Genomic DNA, 15,119 nt, shown 5'->3' with positions numbered 1-15,119 from the left:
CCCCCCCCCCCCCCCCCCCCCGGCTCAGGCTTCCAGCGGCTCAACGCCGCACCAGTCGTGGATGAAGAGCGCGAGCGAGGTCGCGACGCGCACCATGCTGTCCACCGACACGCATTCGTTGAAGCCGTGCACGTTCTGCACCTTGGGGCCGTAGCAGGTCACGGGCACGTCCATCATCAGCCGGAAATGGCGGCCGTCGGTCGTGGCGGTCAGCGCCGTGGGCTGCGGCAGCTCGCCTGCCACGCGGCGATGCGCATCGGCCAGCAACTGCATGGCGGGCACGTCCAGGTCGTACTCGCACCCTGGCGCGTGGAAGCCTTCGTAGCGGATGTCGATGCGCACGTCGCTGTCGGTCAGCGCGGCTTCGACGGTGCGGATCCGCGCCTCGACCCGTTGCTTGGCCTCGTCGATGGTCATGTCGGGATAGCAGGCAATCCGCATGCCCAGCGTGCAGACGCTGGGCACCGAAGAATTCCAGTCGCCGGCGTGGATCTGGCCAAGGTTGAAGTTGATGGGATGCGCGTGTTCGCGATAGGCGGGGTGCCGGTTTTCCGGCAGGTTCCATTCGTGTTCCAGCTGCTTCATCGCGTCAACGATGCGCAGGCCGGTCTCGACCGGGTTGACGCCCGTGGTCATGTACGCGGCGTGCGCGGGACGGCCCACGATATCCACGTACATCCAGTACACACCCAGCTGCGCGCTCATCATGCGCTCGTGCGTGGGTTCGGGGATCACCACCGCGTCGAACGCGCTGAGCTTGGCCGCGGCGATGGCGCTTTGCAACGCGGACACCGTGGCCAGGGTGCCGTTGCCCGTGTTTTCTTCTTCCAGCACGCCGTTGAATCCGACGGCGCCCGCAGGCTGCACGCCCAGGTCTTTCAAGGCCTTGAACGCCGCCAGCGCGCAGATGATGCCGGCTTTCATGTCGCCCGCGCCGCGCCCGTACAGCCAGCCGTCGCGCAGTTCACCGTCGAACGGCGCCGGGTCCCACAGTTCGTGCGGCCCCGTGGGCACCACGTCCAGGTGGCCGTTGAACAACAGCGCGCGGCCGCCGGCGCTGCGCGGCTCGTGCCGCGCCAGCACGTTGTAACGCCCGCCGTCCGGGCAGCACGCCGGGGAATACAGCGGCAGGTTCTTCAATTCTTCGGTGCGCAGCGCGATGCGCTCGGACGTCAGGCCCAGATCGGCCAGCGCGTCTTCCATGAACTCGGCCGCGGACATTTCCTGCCCCGGCAAACTGCGGCACTGGACGAACCCGGTCAGGGTGTCGGTCATGTACTGGCGAAGCTTGCCCACGGCTTCGGCGATACGGGCCTGATCCAGACTGACTGCTGCGACGTCGTTCATTGCATTTCCCTTGTCGAGTGTGAAATCATGGATTTCATAGGTATCAATATTTGATACTTAGATATCTATATTTGGCATGATAGAGTTCACACAAGCGTCGGGGCAAGACGGAAACCATGGGTGATTTCCCTAGCCCTATCAGAATGCGCTTGCCGCTACATTGCGTATCCCGCGCGCTTTGGCGGCGCGCCGACGCAATGCCGCGAAGACCAATAAAAAACTGGAGTAGATCAACATGGCCACAACCGAGACCCGGTTCAACCAGTCCCTGGCGAAAGGCTTCGGCATCCTGGAGGCTTTCTCCAACCACCCCGGGCCGCTCAGCCTGAACGAGCTGACCGAACTCTCGGGGCTGGACCGCAGTTCCACCCAACGCATGCTTCACACCCTGGTGGCGCTGGGATATCTGGAACGCGGCATCAACCAGCGCGGCTATGTGCTGGGCAAGAAGATCCTGGACCGCACCTTCGATTTTCTGCGCGGCCACCCGCTGCTGGAGCGCGCCACGCCCATCCTGGAACAGTTGCAGCAGGAATGCGGAGAACGCGTGGATCTGAGCCTGTTCGACGACCTGACCATCGTTTACGCGCTGCGCCGCCAGACCAAGCGTCAAACCTTCTACGCGACGCTGATCGGGCGTCGCATGCCCACCTTCTCTTCATCGGGCGGCCGCGCCATCATGTCGCACCTGAGCGACAGCGAAGTCGACGACATCCTGGCGCGCAGCGACATGCGCCCGCTAACGCCCAAGACCATCACCGACCCCGACCTGATCCGCCAGCGCGTGCGCGAGGCCCGCGTGCAGGGCTACGCGCTCTGCCAGGAAGAAAGCATGGTGGGCGAGATCGTGCTGGGCAGCGCCGTGGTCGACCACAGCGGGCGCCCCTTGGCAGCCATCCATATTTCAGGGTTGTTGGCCGAATGGACCCGGGAGTCGTTCACGCAGCGCTTCAGCTCGCTGGCGATCTCGGCGGCGCGCGCCCTTAGCGGCCGTCCCAACCGCAACTGAAAAAACCGCAACCGAACGGCCCGCTGCGACATCGGGTCGCGGGAAATCCCTAGCGTCCGCCGCCTTGCGCGGCCGGGCGCGCTGCTGCACCATGGGCCTCTTGGATCTTTAAGTATCAATATTTGATACCTAGAGTTTGATATCGGCCCGCCGCCGGCGCAGGCCGCCATTCCAGGAGGTTTGCCTTGAAGTGCAACATCGTCCGCCGCGCGCTGGCGCACGGCCTGCTGGCCGCCGCCGCCATCGCAGCCGCTCCCGCCGTTCTGGCCGCCCCGCCCGCCCCCGATGCAGAACCTCAGTACGGCGGCGTGCTGACCGCCATCCTGAACCCCGAGCCGCCCAACCTGAACGTCGCCATGCAGCAGGTGGGCACCACGCAGATGGTGGCCGGCAAGGTCTATGAAAGCCTGTTGACCTATTCCTTCGACCTGAAGCCGCAACCCAGTCTGGCCAGGTCGTGGGACGTGTCGGACGATCAACTGACCTACACGTTCCATCTGCAGCCCAACGCCCGATGGCACGACGGCAAGCCCTTTACCTCCGCCGACGTGCTGTATTCCTACAAGCAGGTGCTGGCGAATACGCCACGCACCCGCTCCCTGATGCGCTACATCCAGGACATCACCGCCCCGGACGACCACACCGTGGTGTTTCACCTGAAAGAGCGCTATTCCGCCTTCCTGTACGCCTTCGATATCGGCGGCGGCGTGATCCTGCCCAAGCACCTGTTCGACGTGGACACGCCCATGGCGCAGAACCCCCACAACAACGCCCCCATCGGCACCGGCCCGTTCAAGTTCAAGCGCTGGGAACGCGGCTCGTACATCGAGCTGGTCAAGAACGAACACTACTGGAAGGAAGGCCGCCCCTACCTGGACGGCATCACCTACCGCGTGATTCCGGACGCGGCCTCGCGCCGCCTGGCGCTGGAGCAGCGCACGGTGCAGCAGGCCTGGCTGCAGGACATCGAACCCTTCGACATGCCGCGCGTGGCCAAGCTGGCGCACATCAATGTCACGCAGAAGGGCTATGAGTACTGGTCCACGCTGCACTGGATAGAAATGAATGAGGCACGCAAGCCCATGGATGACAAGCGCTTCCGGCAAGCCGTCATGTACGCCATCGACCGCGAATTCATCGCCAAGCGCATCATGTTCGGCATGGGCACGGTGTCCACCGGGCCCTTCCACCGCAACACGCGCTTCCATGACTCCAACATCAAGCAATATCCGTACGACCCGAAAAAGGCCATCGCCCTGCTCGACGAAATGGGCTTGAAGCCGGATGCCAAGGGCGTACGCGTGAAACTGGGGCTGATCCCCAATCCCTATGGCGAAATGCAGCGCCGCATCGCCGAATACACCAAGCAGAGCCTGGGCAAGGTCGGTATCGCGATCGATATCGAAAGCACCGACGTCGGCGGCTGGACCACGCGCATGGGCAACTGGGATTTCGACATGGCCTACAACGGGGTATTCCAGTACGGCGACCCGGCCATCGGCGTGTCGCGCACCTACGTCAGCAGCAACATCAAGAAGGGCCTGGCGTTCACCAATACCTCGCAGTACCGCAACCCCAAGGTAGACGAGCTCTTCGACCAGGCGGCCACCGCGGCCACGGACGAGGAACGCCAGCGTCTGTACACCGAAGTGCAGGAGATCCTGGCGGAAGACGTGCCGTTGGCCTGGATCGACGACACCAATTACTCCACCTTCCTGGACAAGCGCGTGCATGGCGCCATCACGACCGGCCTGGGCGCCGTGGACACCTACGCCGACGCCTGGCTGGCGGCAAAGTAGCCAGGCGTGGGCAGCCGGGCGCCACGCCCGGCCGTCGCGTTCCGGTCAGGGCCGGCCGGCGTGCGGCACGTCTACCCGCGTCGTCAGGATCCGGGCTTCGGGCTTGGCGCGGCGGTTGGCCTCGATGAAGTCGGGCGCCGCCGCCATGAATAGCGTGCGGCCGTCCGGCCCGCCCAGCGCCGCGGCGAAAATACCGAATTCACCGGTATCGATCTGCTCCACGATCTTGCCGCCGCGTTCGACCCGCACGATCCGCTTGCCGATGGCGTCCGCCACCCAGAGCGCCCCATCCGCATCCAGCGCGCCGCCGTCCGGGCCGATGGCCGAGGCGGCAATCAGCACCGACAGGTCGTCGCTATCGGGCAGCGCGCCGAAGTCTGCCCAGTCACGCCGCGAGCCCAGCGCGCCGTTGGGTTGAATGTCGAATTCCGAGATCCGGTTGCCGAAGGTTTCGTTGACGATCAACGTCTTGCCGTCCGGCGTGATGAAGGAACCATTGGGAAAACACAGCCCGTCGGCCACCACCTGGGCCACGCCGTCCGTGTCCACGCGCACCAAGGTGGTCGTGGACACCGGAGCCCCTGCCATCAGGTCGAAGCCGAAATTACCCACGTAGGCCCGGCCCTGCGCGTCCACCACCATGTCGTTGATCGGGCCGCCCGTCAGCGCGGACAGGTCGGCATGCACCGCCAACGTGCCGTCCGGCTCGCGGCGCAGCACCTTGCGGTCTTTCATGGACGCGATCAGCAAGCGGCCATCGGGTAGCCAACCCAAGCCCGACGGCTGCTGCGGCACGCGACATATCTGCTCCACCTTGCCCTGGAGGTCCACCGCGATCACCTGCTCGGTGTAGAAGTCCGACGCCCACAGGCGGTCCTCGTGCCACCGCAACCCTTCCAGGTAGGTGTATCCGGAAGCCAGCACGGACAATTCGCGTTTCGGCATTGCCTTGTCTCCTGTCTATCGCCCCGGTAGGGGCCGGTTCTTTTTGGCGCCCGGCTCGCGCTTCTGAGGCGGCCGGGCCGGCCCATTCTGGCATGGTTGATCCGTCCCCGACCTGACAACTAACTGTCAGCTTCGCGGCGTTAACATCGCGCCCCAAGGGAAAACCCGAATTCTTCGGCCCACCCTGGCATATCCGTCATCGGACCGCCGTGCCCGCCCTATGCCGGCGGGCCCAGCCCTTTTTTTCGGGGCTGCGCGGCAGTTCCCTCGTTTCCGTTTTGATCATGAATACAAAGAAGCTGACGCGTTACATCGGCATTGCGATGGTATTGGGCGTCGCGGTAGGTTACCTCTGCAATAAGACGGCGCAGGACGCGAAAGAAGCGGCGCAGATTGCGTCGTACTTCAGCCTGATCACGGACATCTTCCTGCGCATGATCAAGATGATCATCGCCCCCCTGGTGTTCGCCACGCTGGTGTCGGGGCTGGCCAGCATGAGCGACGCCAACGCGGTGGGCCGCATCGGCTTGCGCGCCATGATCTGGTTCATCGCCGCATCCGCGATTTCGCTGCTGCTGGGCCTGATGCTGGTCAATATCTTTCAGCCGGGCGCGCACATGAATCTGGCGATCCCGGACGCCGGCGTCACCTCGGGCCTGAAGACGGGAGATTTCACGCTCAAGACTTTCATCGCCCACGTGTTTCCCAAGAGCATCGCGGAAGCCATGGCGAACAACGAGATCCTGCAGATCCTGGTGTTCTCGCTGTTCTTCGGCGCCGCGCTGTCCTTTATCCGCGGCAAGGGCCACAACACGATCTACAACATGATCGACGAGCTGGCCAAGATCATGTTCCGCGTGACCGACTACGTGATGCGCTTCGCGCCGCTGGGTGTGTTCGCCGCGATGGCCGCCGCCATCACCACGGAAGGCCTGGGCGTGCTGGTCAGCTACGGCAAGCTGATCGGCGAGTTCTACCTGGGCCTGGCGCTGTTGTGGGCCATCCTGTTCGGCGTCGGCTATCTGTTCCTGGGCAAGTCCACGCGCCGCCTGGGCGGCCTGATCAAAGAGCCCACGCTGCTGGCCTTCTCCACCGCCAGCAGTGAATCCGCCTATCCCAAGACCATCGAGGCGCTGGAGCGTTTCGGCGTGTCCAAGCGCATTTCGGGCTTTGTGCTGCCGCTGGGTTATTCGTTCAACCTGGACGGTTCGATGATGTACCAGTCCTTCGCGGTGCTGTTCATCGCTCAGGCCTACAACATCGAAATGAGCTTCGCCCAGCAACTGACGCTGCTGCTGGTGCTGATGGTGACCAGCAAGGGCATGGCGGGCGTGGCCCGCGCATCGCTCGTCGTCGTGGCCGCCACGCTGCCGATGTTCCACCTGCCCGAGGCGGGCCTGCTGCTGATCATGGGCATCGACCAGTTCTTCGACATGGGCCGCACCGCGACCAACGTGGTGGGCAACAGCCTGGCCACCGCGGTGATCGCCAAGCTGGAAGACGACCGGGACGAAGCGCCCGAAGCCGCTTCGGAAGGCGAAGGCAGCCCGAACAAGGCCCTACCCGCCAACCAGGACGCCTGAACAGGTAGCCCCCCACGCCGCGCACACTAACGTGTGCTTGCAGCCCCCGAGGGGGCTTTTTTTCCTAACACCTGTCAGCTTGACCTGCCGGCGCGGGCGGGAGCAACATAGGGCTCCCTGCCTGACTTCCGGCGCGGCGCCCTGGCGCCACGCGCACCCTGCATGCCATGACACCCCTACCCCTGCGCGGCGTCCTGGCGGCCCTCGTCTTGACGGCCGTCGTGCCTGCCGCACACGCCTGGACCCGCATTTCGTGCGACTTGTCCGGCATCGCGTCCACGCCTGCCGTGCAAATGCGCCAGTACCGTACCGATGGCACGGAGTTGGCGCAGACGACATTCCGGCTGAAGGTGAAATCGGCCGACATCCCCGACGGGGCGCGCGCCGATACGGATTGCACGGAATTCGTAGACCGCGACATCGACGTCACGCTTGAAAACACGCCCCCGGGTCAGATCCGCAAGGGCCAGCCGATCACATTGCGCTACCGTTACGACGAATCGCTGGGCCAGAGCCTGGCGACGAAATTCGAACGGGTCCGCTAGCCCCTCGCGCAGCGGGCAGAGGGGCGTTCAGGCTTAGTCGTTGACCGAGCAGGACACCGGCGTCCCGTCTTCGAATTCAACGTCGTAGGTGTGGACGGGATCCCAGGGCAGCGTGAACCACAGTTCGTAGCCGTCACCGTCTTCGTCGAACAGCCACAGCGCGCGCAGCACGGCCTTTTCGGCCATGGCTTCCGGCGTTTCTTCCTTCAGCAGCTGGTCGTCTTCGATGCCCAGTTTCTTGCAGTGTTCGTACGAATAGTTGTCCAGCAGGAATTCGGACGCTGCCAGGATGTGATCATCCAGATTGTCGATGATGGCCTTGACCACCTTGGACGCGCCGCCGTCGGGCTCTTCGCCGTCGGTCTGGATCATGACGTGGATAGGCGGACGGCCGTTACCGGCGGGCACATTCTCGGCCGCCCACAGATCGGGTTCTTCGGGGTCTTGGGTGAAATTGAATCGTGCCATCGCGCGCTCCGGAAAATTGGATGACGAACCGTGGAAAACGGCTTCGCCTTGGCCAGCCGCAAGAACGCGGCTCCGCCTTAGGCCGTTACGCCCTTTCGCCATTTAACCAGATGCGGGGCGACCCGTCTGTGGCCGGATGCGATGTTTTTGCGCCTATACGCGTTCCAGCGGCGAATGCGGCAACGGCGGCAATTCCGTCCGGATGAGGTCCCCCGCGCCGACCGCCCCGCCCTCCAGCACGATCCCCATCACGCCGGCCCGTCGCAGCAGGCTGCCGTCCGGGTTGCGCCCCAGCACGGCGGCCGTCAGCCCTTTCTGGTAATTATCCAGTTGCAAGCAGGGGTTGCGCAGACCGGTAACCTCGATGACCGCGTCGGCGCCGATGCGCAGGCGGGCCCCGCGCGGCAGGGCCAGCAAGTCGATACCACGGGTGGTGATGTTCTCGCCCATCGTCCCTTCGGCCACGTTGAAGCCCGCCAGTTGCAGCTCGTCGTGCAGTTCCGCCTGGATCAGGTGGACCTGCCGCAGGTTGGGCTGCGTGGGGTCGGCCTTGACCCGCGACCGGTGTTTGACGGTGACCCCAAGATGGGCGTCACCCTCGACGCCCAGCCCCTTCAACAGCACGATGCGGGGCACGACAGGTTTGCTGAACGCGTGCACGGCGCTTAACGCCACCGCTATCACCATCGGATTCATCGGAGTCTCCGCAAAGGCCGTCAGGCCGCCACGCGCTGCGCGTCGCGCACCGCTGCCGCCGGCGCGCGCGCTGGCAAATAATGGGTCGAGAATACCAGCCGGCCGGCCGACCAGGTATGACTGATCAAGGGCATGCCGCCTACCTGCGCCACCGCCACCAGGTCGGCGCGCTGGCCCACCGCGATGCGGCCGCGATCCGACAGCCCGCAGGCATCCGCGGGGTTGACCGTGACCAGCGCGATGGCCTGCGGCCATGTCAGGTCGGTCTGCGCCGCCACCGCGAATGCCGCGGCGATCAGCGTGGACGGCTGGTAGTCCGAACACAGGCAACTGGCCACGCCCGCCCGGATGGCGTCGATGGCGCGCATCGATCCGCTCTGGCTCTGGCCGCGCAGCACGTTGGGCGCGCCCAGGATCGTCGGCAGCCCGCAAGACACCGCCGCGCGCGCCGTGTCCAGCGTGATCGGGAATTCGCTCATCGCCACGCCCAGGTTGCGCATGGTGGCGATGCGCTGGATGGAATCGTCATCGTGGCTGGCCGTGGGGATGCCCAGCGAGTGCGCGTGCGACAACAGCGTCTCGACCCGGGTCACCGCACCATCCTTGGCCCGCGTCTTGGCGTGGGCAGCCGCTTCCGCCTGCTCGCGGCTCATCGCGTGGTTGCCCATCATGTATTGCAGATAGGATTCCAGCGTCTTGAACTGCCCTTGGCCGGGCGAATGGTCCATCACTGAAAGCAGGTCCACGGCGCCCTCGTCCATCAAGCCGCGCAGCACGTCCACCGAGGTTTCGTCGGTCACTTCGTAGCGGCAGTGCACGCGGTTGTCCACCAGGCTGTGCTGGCGGAAGGCACGCACGGTGCGCACCACTTCCGCCGCCGTCTTATTGTTGCGCACGCCCCATTCATTGTTCGCGAACGACAGCGCATGATAGGGGGTGGTGATGCCCGCCGCGGCGTTGCGGCGGTCGACCTGCGCCACCGCGAAATCCAGCGGAAACAGCACCCGCGAGCGCGGCTCGGCTTCCTTTTCGATGGCGTCGCAATGCAGGTCGATCAGGCCAGGCATCAGGGTCTGGCCTTGCAGGTCGATCTGGCGGTCGGCTCGCGCGCCGTCGGGTTCGATGGCCACGATGCGGCCATCGTCGATCAGCACGGCGCTGTTTTCCAGGACGCGATCGGGCATCACGACGCGGGCATGGGTCAGATAAACGCTCTGCATGATTACTCCAGGTCCGCGGTGACGGGCTGAGCGGGGCGCAAGGCCAGGGTTTTCGTGGCGACGGCGTGGCGCACTTCCTCGTCATGGAAGATGCCCAACAGGCAACGGCCGGCGGCCAGGGCTTCGTGGATCAGTTCGATGACCACGCGACGGTTGTCGGCGTCCAGCGACGCGGTGGGCTCGTCCAGCAGCAGAATGGGGTGGCGCGCGATGAAACCGCGCGCGATGTTCACCCGCTGCTGTTCACCGCCCGAAAACGTAGCCGGCGCCAGGCCCCACAGCCGCGGCGGCACGTTCAGGCGCTGCAGCAAGGCGCCCGCCTGGCTGCGGGCGTCTTCCACCTCTACGCCGGCCGCGCGCAGCGGCTCCGCCACGACATCCAGCGCCGAGACACGCGGGATCACCCGCAGGAATTGGCTGACGTAGCCGATCACGTCGCGGCGCAGCGCCAGGATGCGCTGCTCGGGCGCCCCGGCCAGTTCCACCCATTCGCCATGGGCCCGCACGCGAATGCTGCCCTCGGTCGCCAGGTAGTTGCCGTACAGGCAGCGCAGCAATGTGCTTTTTCCGGTACCCGAGGGGCCAGCCAACACCAGGCAATCGCCGGCGTCAGCGTCGAAATCCACGGCATCCAGCACCGGTAGCCGGATGCCGCCCTGGTTGTGCAGGGTGAAGCTTTTTCCGAGGCCCCGCACCTCGATCATGGAAGTGGTTTGGCGCATGTTCAGCTCTGCAGAATGGAAGACACCAACAACTGGGTGTAGGGGTGTTGGGGATCGTCGAGAATCTGGTCGGTCAGCCCGCTTTCGACCACGACGCCCCCGCGCATGACCAGCGTGCGGTGCGCCAGCAGACGCGCCACCGCCAGGTCGTGCGTGACGACGATCGCCGCCAGTCCCAGGTCCGCCACCAGCTGGCGCAACAGGTCCAGAAGCCGCGCCTGCACCGACACGTCCAGCGACGCCGTGGGTTCGTCCATGAACACCAGGCGCGGATGCGTCACCAGGTTGCGCGCGATCTGCAGGCGCTGCTGCATGCCGCCGGAAAAAGACACCGGCGTGTCGTCCAGCCGGCTCGCGTCGATCTCCATCTTCTGCAGCCAGTTGCCGGCCACCTCGCGCAGGTCCCCGTAGTGGCGGTCGCCAACCGCCATCAACCGTTCGGCGATATTGGCGCCCGCGCTCACTTGCATGCGCAGGCCGTCACGCGCGTTTTGCCGCACGAACCCCCAATCGGTGCGCGACAACAGCCGCAGCCGCGCGCCTTGCAGCGCCGCCAGATCGATGAAGCCCTGGTCGCGCGTGTCATACCAGACGCTGCCGGCATCGGGTTGGGTTTGGTACGACACGGCCGACAGCAGCGTGCTCTTGCCCGAGCCGGACTCGCCCACCACGCACAACACTTCGCCCGGATACAGGTCGAAGCTGACGTCGCGGCAGCCATGCACGCCGTCCCAGGTGCGCGTCATGTTGCGCACGGAAAGCAAAGGTTGGGGAATCATGCGGCGGCCTCGTTGTCGCGTTGCTGCGTCTGGCGGTGGTTGCAGTATTCGGTATCCGAGCACACAAAGCGGCGCGTACCCGCATCGTCCAGGATGATCTCGTCCAGAAAGCTGTCGCGCGATCCGCACAGGTCGCAGCACTCGCTCCACTTTTCCACCGTGAACGGGTGGTCGTCAAAGTCCAGGCTCTTGACGCGGGTGTACGGCGGCACCGCGTACACGCGCTTTTCGCGGCCCGCGCCGAACAACATCAGCGCGGGATTGCCGTCCAGTTTGGGGTTGTCGAATTTGGGAATCGGCGACGGCCGCATCATGTAGCGGTCGTTCACGATGACCGGATAGTCGTAGGTGGTGGCGATGTGGCCGTGCTGCGCGATGTCTTCGTACAGCTTGACGTGCATGCCGCCATACTCGGCCAGCGCGTGCATCGTGCGCGTCTCGGTTTCGCTGGGTTCCAGCCAACGCAGCGGTTCCGGGATCGGCACCTGGAACACCATCACCTGCCCTTCGGCCAGCGGCGTTTCAGGGATGCGATGGCGCGTCTGCACGATGGTCGCGTCTGGCGTGGATTCCGTCGTCGCCACGCCCGTGACCCGGCCGAAGAAGCGGCGGATGCTGATGGCATTGGTCGTGTCGTCCGAGCCCTGGTCGATGACTTTCAGCACATCGTCCTTGCCGATGATCGACGCCGTGACCTGGATGCCCCCCGTGCCCCAGCCGTAAGGCAGCGGCATTTCGCGGCTGCCGAACGGCACCTGATAGCCGGGGATCGCCACGGCCTTGAGCAAGGCGCGGCGCAGCATGCGCTTGGTGGATTCGTCCAGGTAGGCGAAGTTGTAGTGGTCGTCGCGTTCGACCGTTGCGTGTTGTGCGTTCATGGGGAAACCGCCTCGTCCATCAGATCATGGGGGGCCGGCTGGGGCGCGGCGCGGTCGGCGCGCAGGCGGCGCAACAGTTCCAGGTTGGCCTGAAAGTCCACGTAGTGCGGCAGCTTCAAGTGCTGCACGAAGCCCGATGCCTCGACGTTGTCGCTGTGGTACAGCACAAACTCGTGGTCGTTGGCCGGGGAATCGGCGCGTTCGCCCAAGTCCTTCGCCTTCAGCGCGCGGTCCACCAGCGCCATCGACATGGCCTTGCGTTCGCCGTAGCCGAACGTCAGCCCGTAGCCCCGAGTGAACTTCGGCCCGTCTTGCGCGTTGCCGGCGAACTGGCTGACCATCTGGCATTCGGTGATCTCGATTTCGCCGACCGTCACGGCGAAGCCCAGTTCTTCGATATGCATCTCGACTTCCAGCGTGCCGTAGCGGATCTCGGCCGCGAACGGGTGCGTGTTGCCGTAGCCGCGCTGCGTGGAATAGCCCATGGACAGCAAGAAGCCTTCATCGGCGCGCGCCAGGTTTTGCAACCGGGCGGCGCGCGATGCCGGGAAGTCCAGCGGCTGGCGCGTCAGGTCGAAGGGCTCGGGGTCGCCTTCCGGCACCGGCTCGGCGTCGATCAGGTCATCGTGCGCCAGCAGGTCCGTCACGCGCGGCATGGCGCTGTCCAGCGCCTGCTCGCCCGGCGGCAGCGCGTCGGCTTCGCGCTGCGCCTCCAGCGAAAAGTCCAGCAGGCGCTGCGTGTAGTCGTAGGTAGGGCCCAGGATCTGTCCGCCAGGCACATCCTTGAAGGTGGACGATATGCGGCGCTGCAAGCGCATGGCGCCCGTGTCGATGGGCTGCGTATAACCAAAGCGCGAGAGCGTGGTGCGATACGCCCGCAACAGGAACACGGCCTCGATCACATCGCCCGCAGCCTGCTTGAGCGCCAGCGACGCCAGTTGCGGATCGTAGAGCGACCCTTCGGCCATCACGCGCGACACCGCCAGCGGCATCTGTTCGCGGATCTGGTCCAGGCTCAGCTCGGGCACCTCGCGGTCGCCCCGCCGGTAGCCGTCCAGCATGCGGTAGGAATTCAGGATGGCGCGTTCGCCCCCTTTCACGGCGACATACATGTCAGTTCTCCACGCGCGTCGTGCGCGGCAATCCACACATCCGGCGGCCATGCGTCAGGAACACGTCGACGCCCAGCGGAAACCGTTGATGATTCAGCCGCCATTCGCGCCAGAAGCCGTCTGGCAAGCCCTCTACCGACAAGTCCTGGCGCGTCTGGATGCCCGGGCCGGACAAATGGACGGTGGCGCCCTCGGTCAGCGAGGCAACGTCCATCAGCAGCGTGGTGGACAAATCGGGATAGGCGGGGTCGCCCTGATGGCAGACGGACAACGCCGGCGCCTCGAAGCCCGCCGGCACCGCGGCAAAGCGCGCCAGCGCGGGCGACGGCACGATGGGGCAGGCGCAATGGAAACGCAGGAATGCCAGCACGTCGGCGCCCACCTCGCGCGGCAGCCACAGCGGCGTATCCACGTCCACCAGGGTCAGCAGCATCGCCGCCATCGCGGGCGACAGCCCGGCCGGCACGCCGCTTTCCGCGACAATCTGGTGGACACGACCGGGGTGCGCCAGGGCCTGCAAGGCCACGCGGAAGGTCGTTTGCCCGTCGTTGACCGGGTCGGTAAAGCCCGGCAGCAAGCCGCGGCTGGCCACCGGGGCATTCAGTGTCTGTGGTTGCATGTCAGTCTTCGCCTCGCACCATCGTGAAGAACTCCACCTTGGTCTGCGCCGCCACCTGTGCCTGGCGCTGGGCCCGGTCGGCATGCGCGCGTGCCAGCGGCTGGATCAACTGGACTTGCACGGTGTCGTGCCAATCCGGCAATTGCAGCAGCGCGTCGGCCACGGCCGCCTGTTCGGCGTGCCGCAGCGAACGGCCCTGCACATAGGCCACGCCAACCACGCCATCGCCCAGCGTGACGGCGCAACGTGTCACGGTCATTTCGCCCAGGTTGAAGCGCGCCCCGGTGCCGCCACTGCGCGCCCGCACCATGGTCATGCCCGTTTGGGCGGGCCGCAGCATCTGGTGCGCGGGCAAGTTGCCCAAGGCGGTGAACGCCCCTTCCAGCGCGGCCGGACTGGCCAACGACAGGACGCGCATCCAGGCGGCGCGCTGGGCATTGGCGGCGTCCTGTCCTGCTAATGAGTGATCCATTATTTCCTCTACACGTCTAGACGACTGGATGAAGTATGATCGCTCTGAATTCCAAGTTCAACAGTCTGGCGTGAATTTTTGATGACAGTCGCGGCGAGTGTGCACCGCCTATCCGGCCGCCGCCGCATCAGGCACAATCACAGCCATTCTTCATGAAGCTGATGTGACAGCACGAGCACACCCTATGGTCGAAAGAGGTTCCGGCATCGCCGTCTGGCGGCAAATCGGCGAGTCCCTGGCGGACGACATCCGCAACAAGCTCTATATGGCGGGCGAACAACTGCCGTCCGAGCCGGAGCTGGCCGCCAAATTCTCGGTTAACCGCCACACCATCCGGCGCGCCATGGGCGAATTGGAGCAAAGCGGGCTGGTCCGGATCGAACAAGGGCGCGGCACCTTCGTGCAAGAACACGCCATCGATTACGCCATCGGCAAGCGCACGCGCTTTTCCGAAAACCTGCGCAGCCAGGGCGTGCTGGGCCACGTGGAAGCCGTGGGCAGCCAGACCCTGCGCGCGGCCGATATCGCCAAGCACCTGGGGCTGCCGCGCACCGCGCCGCTGTTGCGCGTACAGATCGTCGGCAAAGCCGAAAACCGGCCCATCAGCGCGTCCGAGCACTTCTTCGACGAAAAGCGCTTTCCGGAATTCGCCGACCGGCTGACCGCCTTGCGGTCGGTGTCGAAGGTCTATGCGCATTACGGCATTGACGACTACACGCGCAAATGGTCGCGCATCACCGCCGCGCTGCCCACGCCGGAAGTCGCGCGCATGCTGGGCCAGCCCAAGACGCGGCCGATCCTTCAGGTGGAAGCGCTGAACGTGGACCAGGACGGCGCACCGCTGCAATACAGCGTCACCCGCTTCGTGGGCGACCTGGTGCAGCTGATGGTGTCAGACGACAGCTAGAACACGGCGCCGGGGGGG

Annotated in this window: 16 protein-coding genes; 5 read left to right on the top strand and 11 right to left on the bottom strand. The window is 65.3% G+C overall.

Annotation, left to right across the window (positions count from 1 at the left end; genetic code table 11):
* Positions 1-24: 24 nt before the first annotated feature.
* Positions 25-1,347: an ArgE/DapE family deacylase gene (locus ACE039_RS23410; protein ID WP_313464159.1), complete on the bottom strand. Its 1,323-nt coding sequence runs from the start codon at positions 1,345-1,347 to the stop codon at positions 25-27.
* A gap of 235 nt (positions 1,348-1,582) precedes the next feature.
* Here ACE039_RS23410 and ACE039_RS23405 point away from each other — a divergent pair, with 235 nt between their 5' ends.
* Complete coding sequence (locus tag ACE039_RS23405; protein ID WP_448713256.1) at positions 1,583-2,356, top strand: IclR family transcriptional regulator; 774 nt, start codon at positions 1,583-1,585, stop codon at positions 2,354-2,356.
* Positions 2,357-2,541: 185 nt separating this feature from the next.
* Complete coding sequence (locus ACE039_RS23400; protein WP_485823460.1) at positions 2,542-4,155, top strand: ABC transporter substrate-binding protein; 1,614 nt, start codon at positions 2,542-2,544, stop codon at positions 4,153-4,155.
* Positions 4,156-4,200: 45 nt separating this feature from the next.
* Here the strand turns inward: ACE039_RS23400 and ACE039_RS23395 are convergent, their stop codons facing one another.
* Positions 4,201-5,100 carry an SMP-30/gluconolactonase/LRE family protein gene (locus tag ACE039_RS23395; RefSeq protein ID WP_448713258.1) on the bottom strand — a complete coding sequence of 300 codons (900 nt, stop codon included), beginning with the start codon at positions 5,098-5,100 and terminating at the stop codon, positions 4,201-4,203.
* A 284-nt stretch (positions 5,101-5,384) separates the two neighbouring features.
* Between ACE039_RS23395 and ACE039_RS23390 the strand changes: the two genes are divergently transcribed.
* Both ACE039_RS23390 and ACE039_RS23385 read left to right on the top strand, forming a co-directional pair.
* Entirely contained in the window at positions 5,385-6,683 is a 1,299-nt protein-coding gene (locus ACE039_RS23390; RefSeq protein WP_485823459.1) for a dicarboxylate/amino acid:cation symporter, read from the top strand.
* 167 nt (positions 6,684-6,850) lie between these two features.
* Positions 6,851-7,228, top strand: a complete 378-nt coding sequence (locus ACE039_RS23385; RefSeq protein ID WP_448713260.1) for a hypothetical protein — start codon at positions 6,851-6,853, stop codon at positions 7,226-7,228.
* A gap of 33 nt (positions 7,229-7,261) precedes the next feature.
* Here ACE039_RS23385 and ACE039_RS23380 read toward each other — a convergent pair whose 3' ends face one another.
* The 9 genes from ACE039_RS23380 to phnG all read right to left on the bottom strand — a co-directional run bounded on the left by ACE039_RS23380 (position 7,262) and on the right by phnG (position 14,194).
* A complete protein-coding gene (locus tag ACE039_RS23380; protein WP_105559102.1) occupies positions 7,262-7,696 on the bottom strand; it encodes a hypothetical protein in 435 nt (144 codons plus the stop codon).
* A 153-nt stretch (positions 7,697-7,849) separates the two neighbouring features.
* On the bottom strand, positions 7,850-8,392 hold the full coding sequence (locus tag ACE039_RS23375; protein WP_485823458.1) for an MOSC domain-containing protein: 543 nt from the start codon (positions 8,390-8,392) through the stop codon (positions 7,850-7,852).
* A 20-nt stretch (positions 8,393-8,412) separates the two neighbouring features.
* Positions 8,413-9,612, bottom strand: coding sequence for an alpha-D-ribose 1-methylphosphonate 5-triphosphate diphosphatase (locus ACE039_RS23370; RefSeq protein ID WP_485823457.1), 1,200 nt, complete (start codon positions 9,610-9,612; stop codon positions 8,413-8,415).
* A gap of 2 nt (positions 9,613-9,614) precedes the next feature.
* A complete protein-coding gene (gene phnL, locus ACE039_RS23365) occupies positions 9,615-10,334 on the bottom strand; it encodes a phosphonate C-P lyase system protein PhnL (protein ID WP_448713263.1) in 720 nt (239 codons plus the stop codon).
* 2 nt (positions 10,335-10,336) lie between these two features.
* Entirely contained in the window at positions 10,337-11,113 is a 777-nt protein-coding gene (gene phnK, locus ACE039_RS23360) for a phosphonate C-P lyase system protein PhnK (protein ID WP_485823456.1), read from the bottom strand.
* On the bottom strand, positions 11,110-11,991 hold the full coding sequence (locus tag ACE039_RS23355) for an alpha-D-ribose 1-methylphosphonate 5-phosphate C-P-lyase PhnJ (protein ID WP_310030898.1): 882 nt from the start codon (positions 11,989-11,991) through the stop codon (positions 11,110-11,112). Before ACE039_RS23355 ends, phnK begins: the two co-directional genes overlap by 4 nt.
* On the bottom strand, positions 11,988-13,103 hold the full coding sequence (locus ACE039_RS23350) for a carbon-phosphorus lyase complex subunit (RefSeq protein WP_485823455.1): 1,116 nt from the start codon (positions 13,101-13,103) through the stop codon (positions 11,988-11,990). The genes ACE039_RS23355 and ACE039_RS23350 overlap by 4 nt, the downstream gene beginning before the upstream one ends.
* Before the next feature lies 1 nt (position 13,104).
* Positions 13,105-13,722, bottom strand: a complete 618-nt coding sequence (gene phnH / locus ACE039_RS23345; RefSeq protein ID WP_485823454.1) for a phosphonate C-P lyase system protein PhnH — start codon at positions 13,720-13,722, stop codon at positions 13,105-13,107.
* Position 13,723: 1 nt separating this feature from the next.
* Entirely contained in the window at positions 13,724-14,194 is a 471-nt protein-coding gene (gene phnG / locus ACE039_RS23340) for a phosphonate C-P lyase system protein PhnG (protein ID WP_310030903.1), read from the bottom strand.
* A gap of 184 nt (positions 14,195-14,378) precedes the next feature.
* Here phnG and phnF point away from each other — a divergent pair, with 184 nt between their 5' ends.
* On the top strand, positions 14,379-15,101 hold the full coding sequence (gene phnF / locus ACE039_RS23335; protein ID WP_105559111.1) for a phosphonate metabolism transcriptional regulator PhnF: 723 nt from the start codon (positions 14,379-14,381) through the stop codon (positions 15,099-15,101).
* Positions 15,102-15,119 lie beyond the last annotated feature (18 nt).

It is taken from the genome of Achromobacter maghribensis (assembly GCF_057334215.1).
Note: the sequence above shows the minus strand (reverse complement) of the source record. Positions and strands in the feature narration are given on the sequence as shown.

Excerpts from the sequence above, each read along its gene's own strand:
- phnH (WP_485823454.1), bottom strand. The coding sequence starts at position 13,722 with ATGCAACCACAGACACTGAATGCCCCGGTGGCCAGCCGCGGCTTGCTG.
- phnF (WP_105559111.1), top strand. The coding sequence starts at position 14,379 with ATGGTCGAAAGAGGTTCCGGCATCGCCGTCTGGCGGCAAATCGGCGAG.
- ACE039_RS23390 (WP_485823459.1), top strand. The coding sequence starts at position 5,385 with ATGAATACAAAGAAGCTGACGCGTTACATCGGCATTGCGATGGTATTG.
- phnL (WP_448713263.1), bottom strand. The coding sequence starts at position 10,334 with ATGCGCCAAACCACTTCCATGATCGAGGTGCGGGGCCTCGGAAAAAGC.
- phnK (WP_485823456.1), bottom strand. The coding sequence starts at position 11,113 with ATGATTCCCCAACCTTTGCTTTCCGTGCGCAACATGACGCGCACCTGG.
- ACE039_RS23350 (WP_485823455.1), bottom strand. The coding sequence starts at position 13,103 with ATGTATGTCGCCGTGAAAGGGGGCGAACGCGCCATCCTGAATTCCTAC.
- ACE039_RS23405 (WP_448713256.1), top strand. The coding sequence starts at position 1,583 with ATGGCCACAACCGAGACCCGGTTCAACCAGTCCCTGGCGAAAGGCTTC.
- ACE039_RS23370 (WP_485823457.1), bottom strand. The coding sequence starts at position 9,612 with ATGCAGAGCGTTTATCTGACCCATGCCCGCGTCGTGATGCCCGATCGC.
- ACE039_RS23375 (WP_485823458.1), bottom strand. The coding sequence starts at position 8,392 with ATGAATCCGATGGTGATAGCGGTGGCGTTAAGCGCCGTGCACGCGTTC.
- ACE039_RS23355 (WP_310030898.1), bottom strand. The coding sequence starts at position 11,991 with ATGAACGCACAACACGCAACGGTCGAACGCGACGACCACTACAACTTC.
- ACE039_RS23385 (WP_448713260.1), top strand. The coding sequence starts at position 6,851 with ATGACACCCCTACCCCTGCGCGGCGTCCTGGCGGCCCTCGTCTTGACG.
- phnG (WP_310030903.1), bottom strand. The coding sequence starts at position 14,194 with ATGGATCACTCATTAGCAGGACAGGACGCCGCCAATGCCCAGCGCGCC.
- ACE039_RS23410 (WP_313464159.1), bottom strand. The coding sequence starts at position 1,347 with ATGAACGACGTCGCAGCAGTCAGTCTGGATCAGGCCCGTATCGCCGAA.
- ACE039_RS23395 (WP_448713258.1), bottom strand. The coding sequence starts at position 5,100 with ATGCCGAAACGCGAATTGTCCGTGCTGGCTTCCGGATACACCTACCTG.
- ACE039_RS23380 (WP_105559102.1), bottom strand. The coding sequence starts at position 7,696 with ATGGCACGATTCAATTTCACCCAAGACCCCGAAGAACCCGATCTGTGG.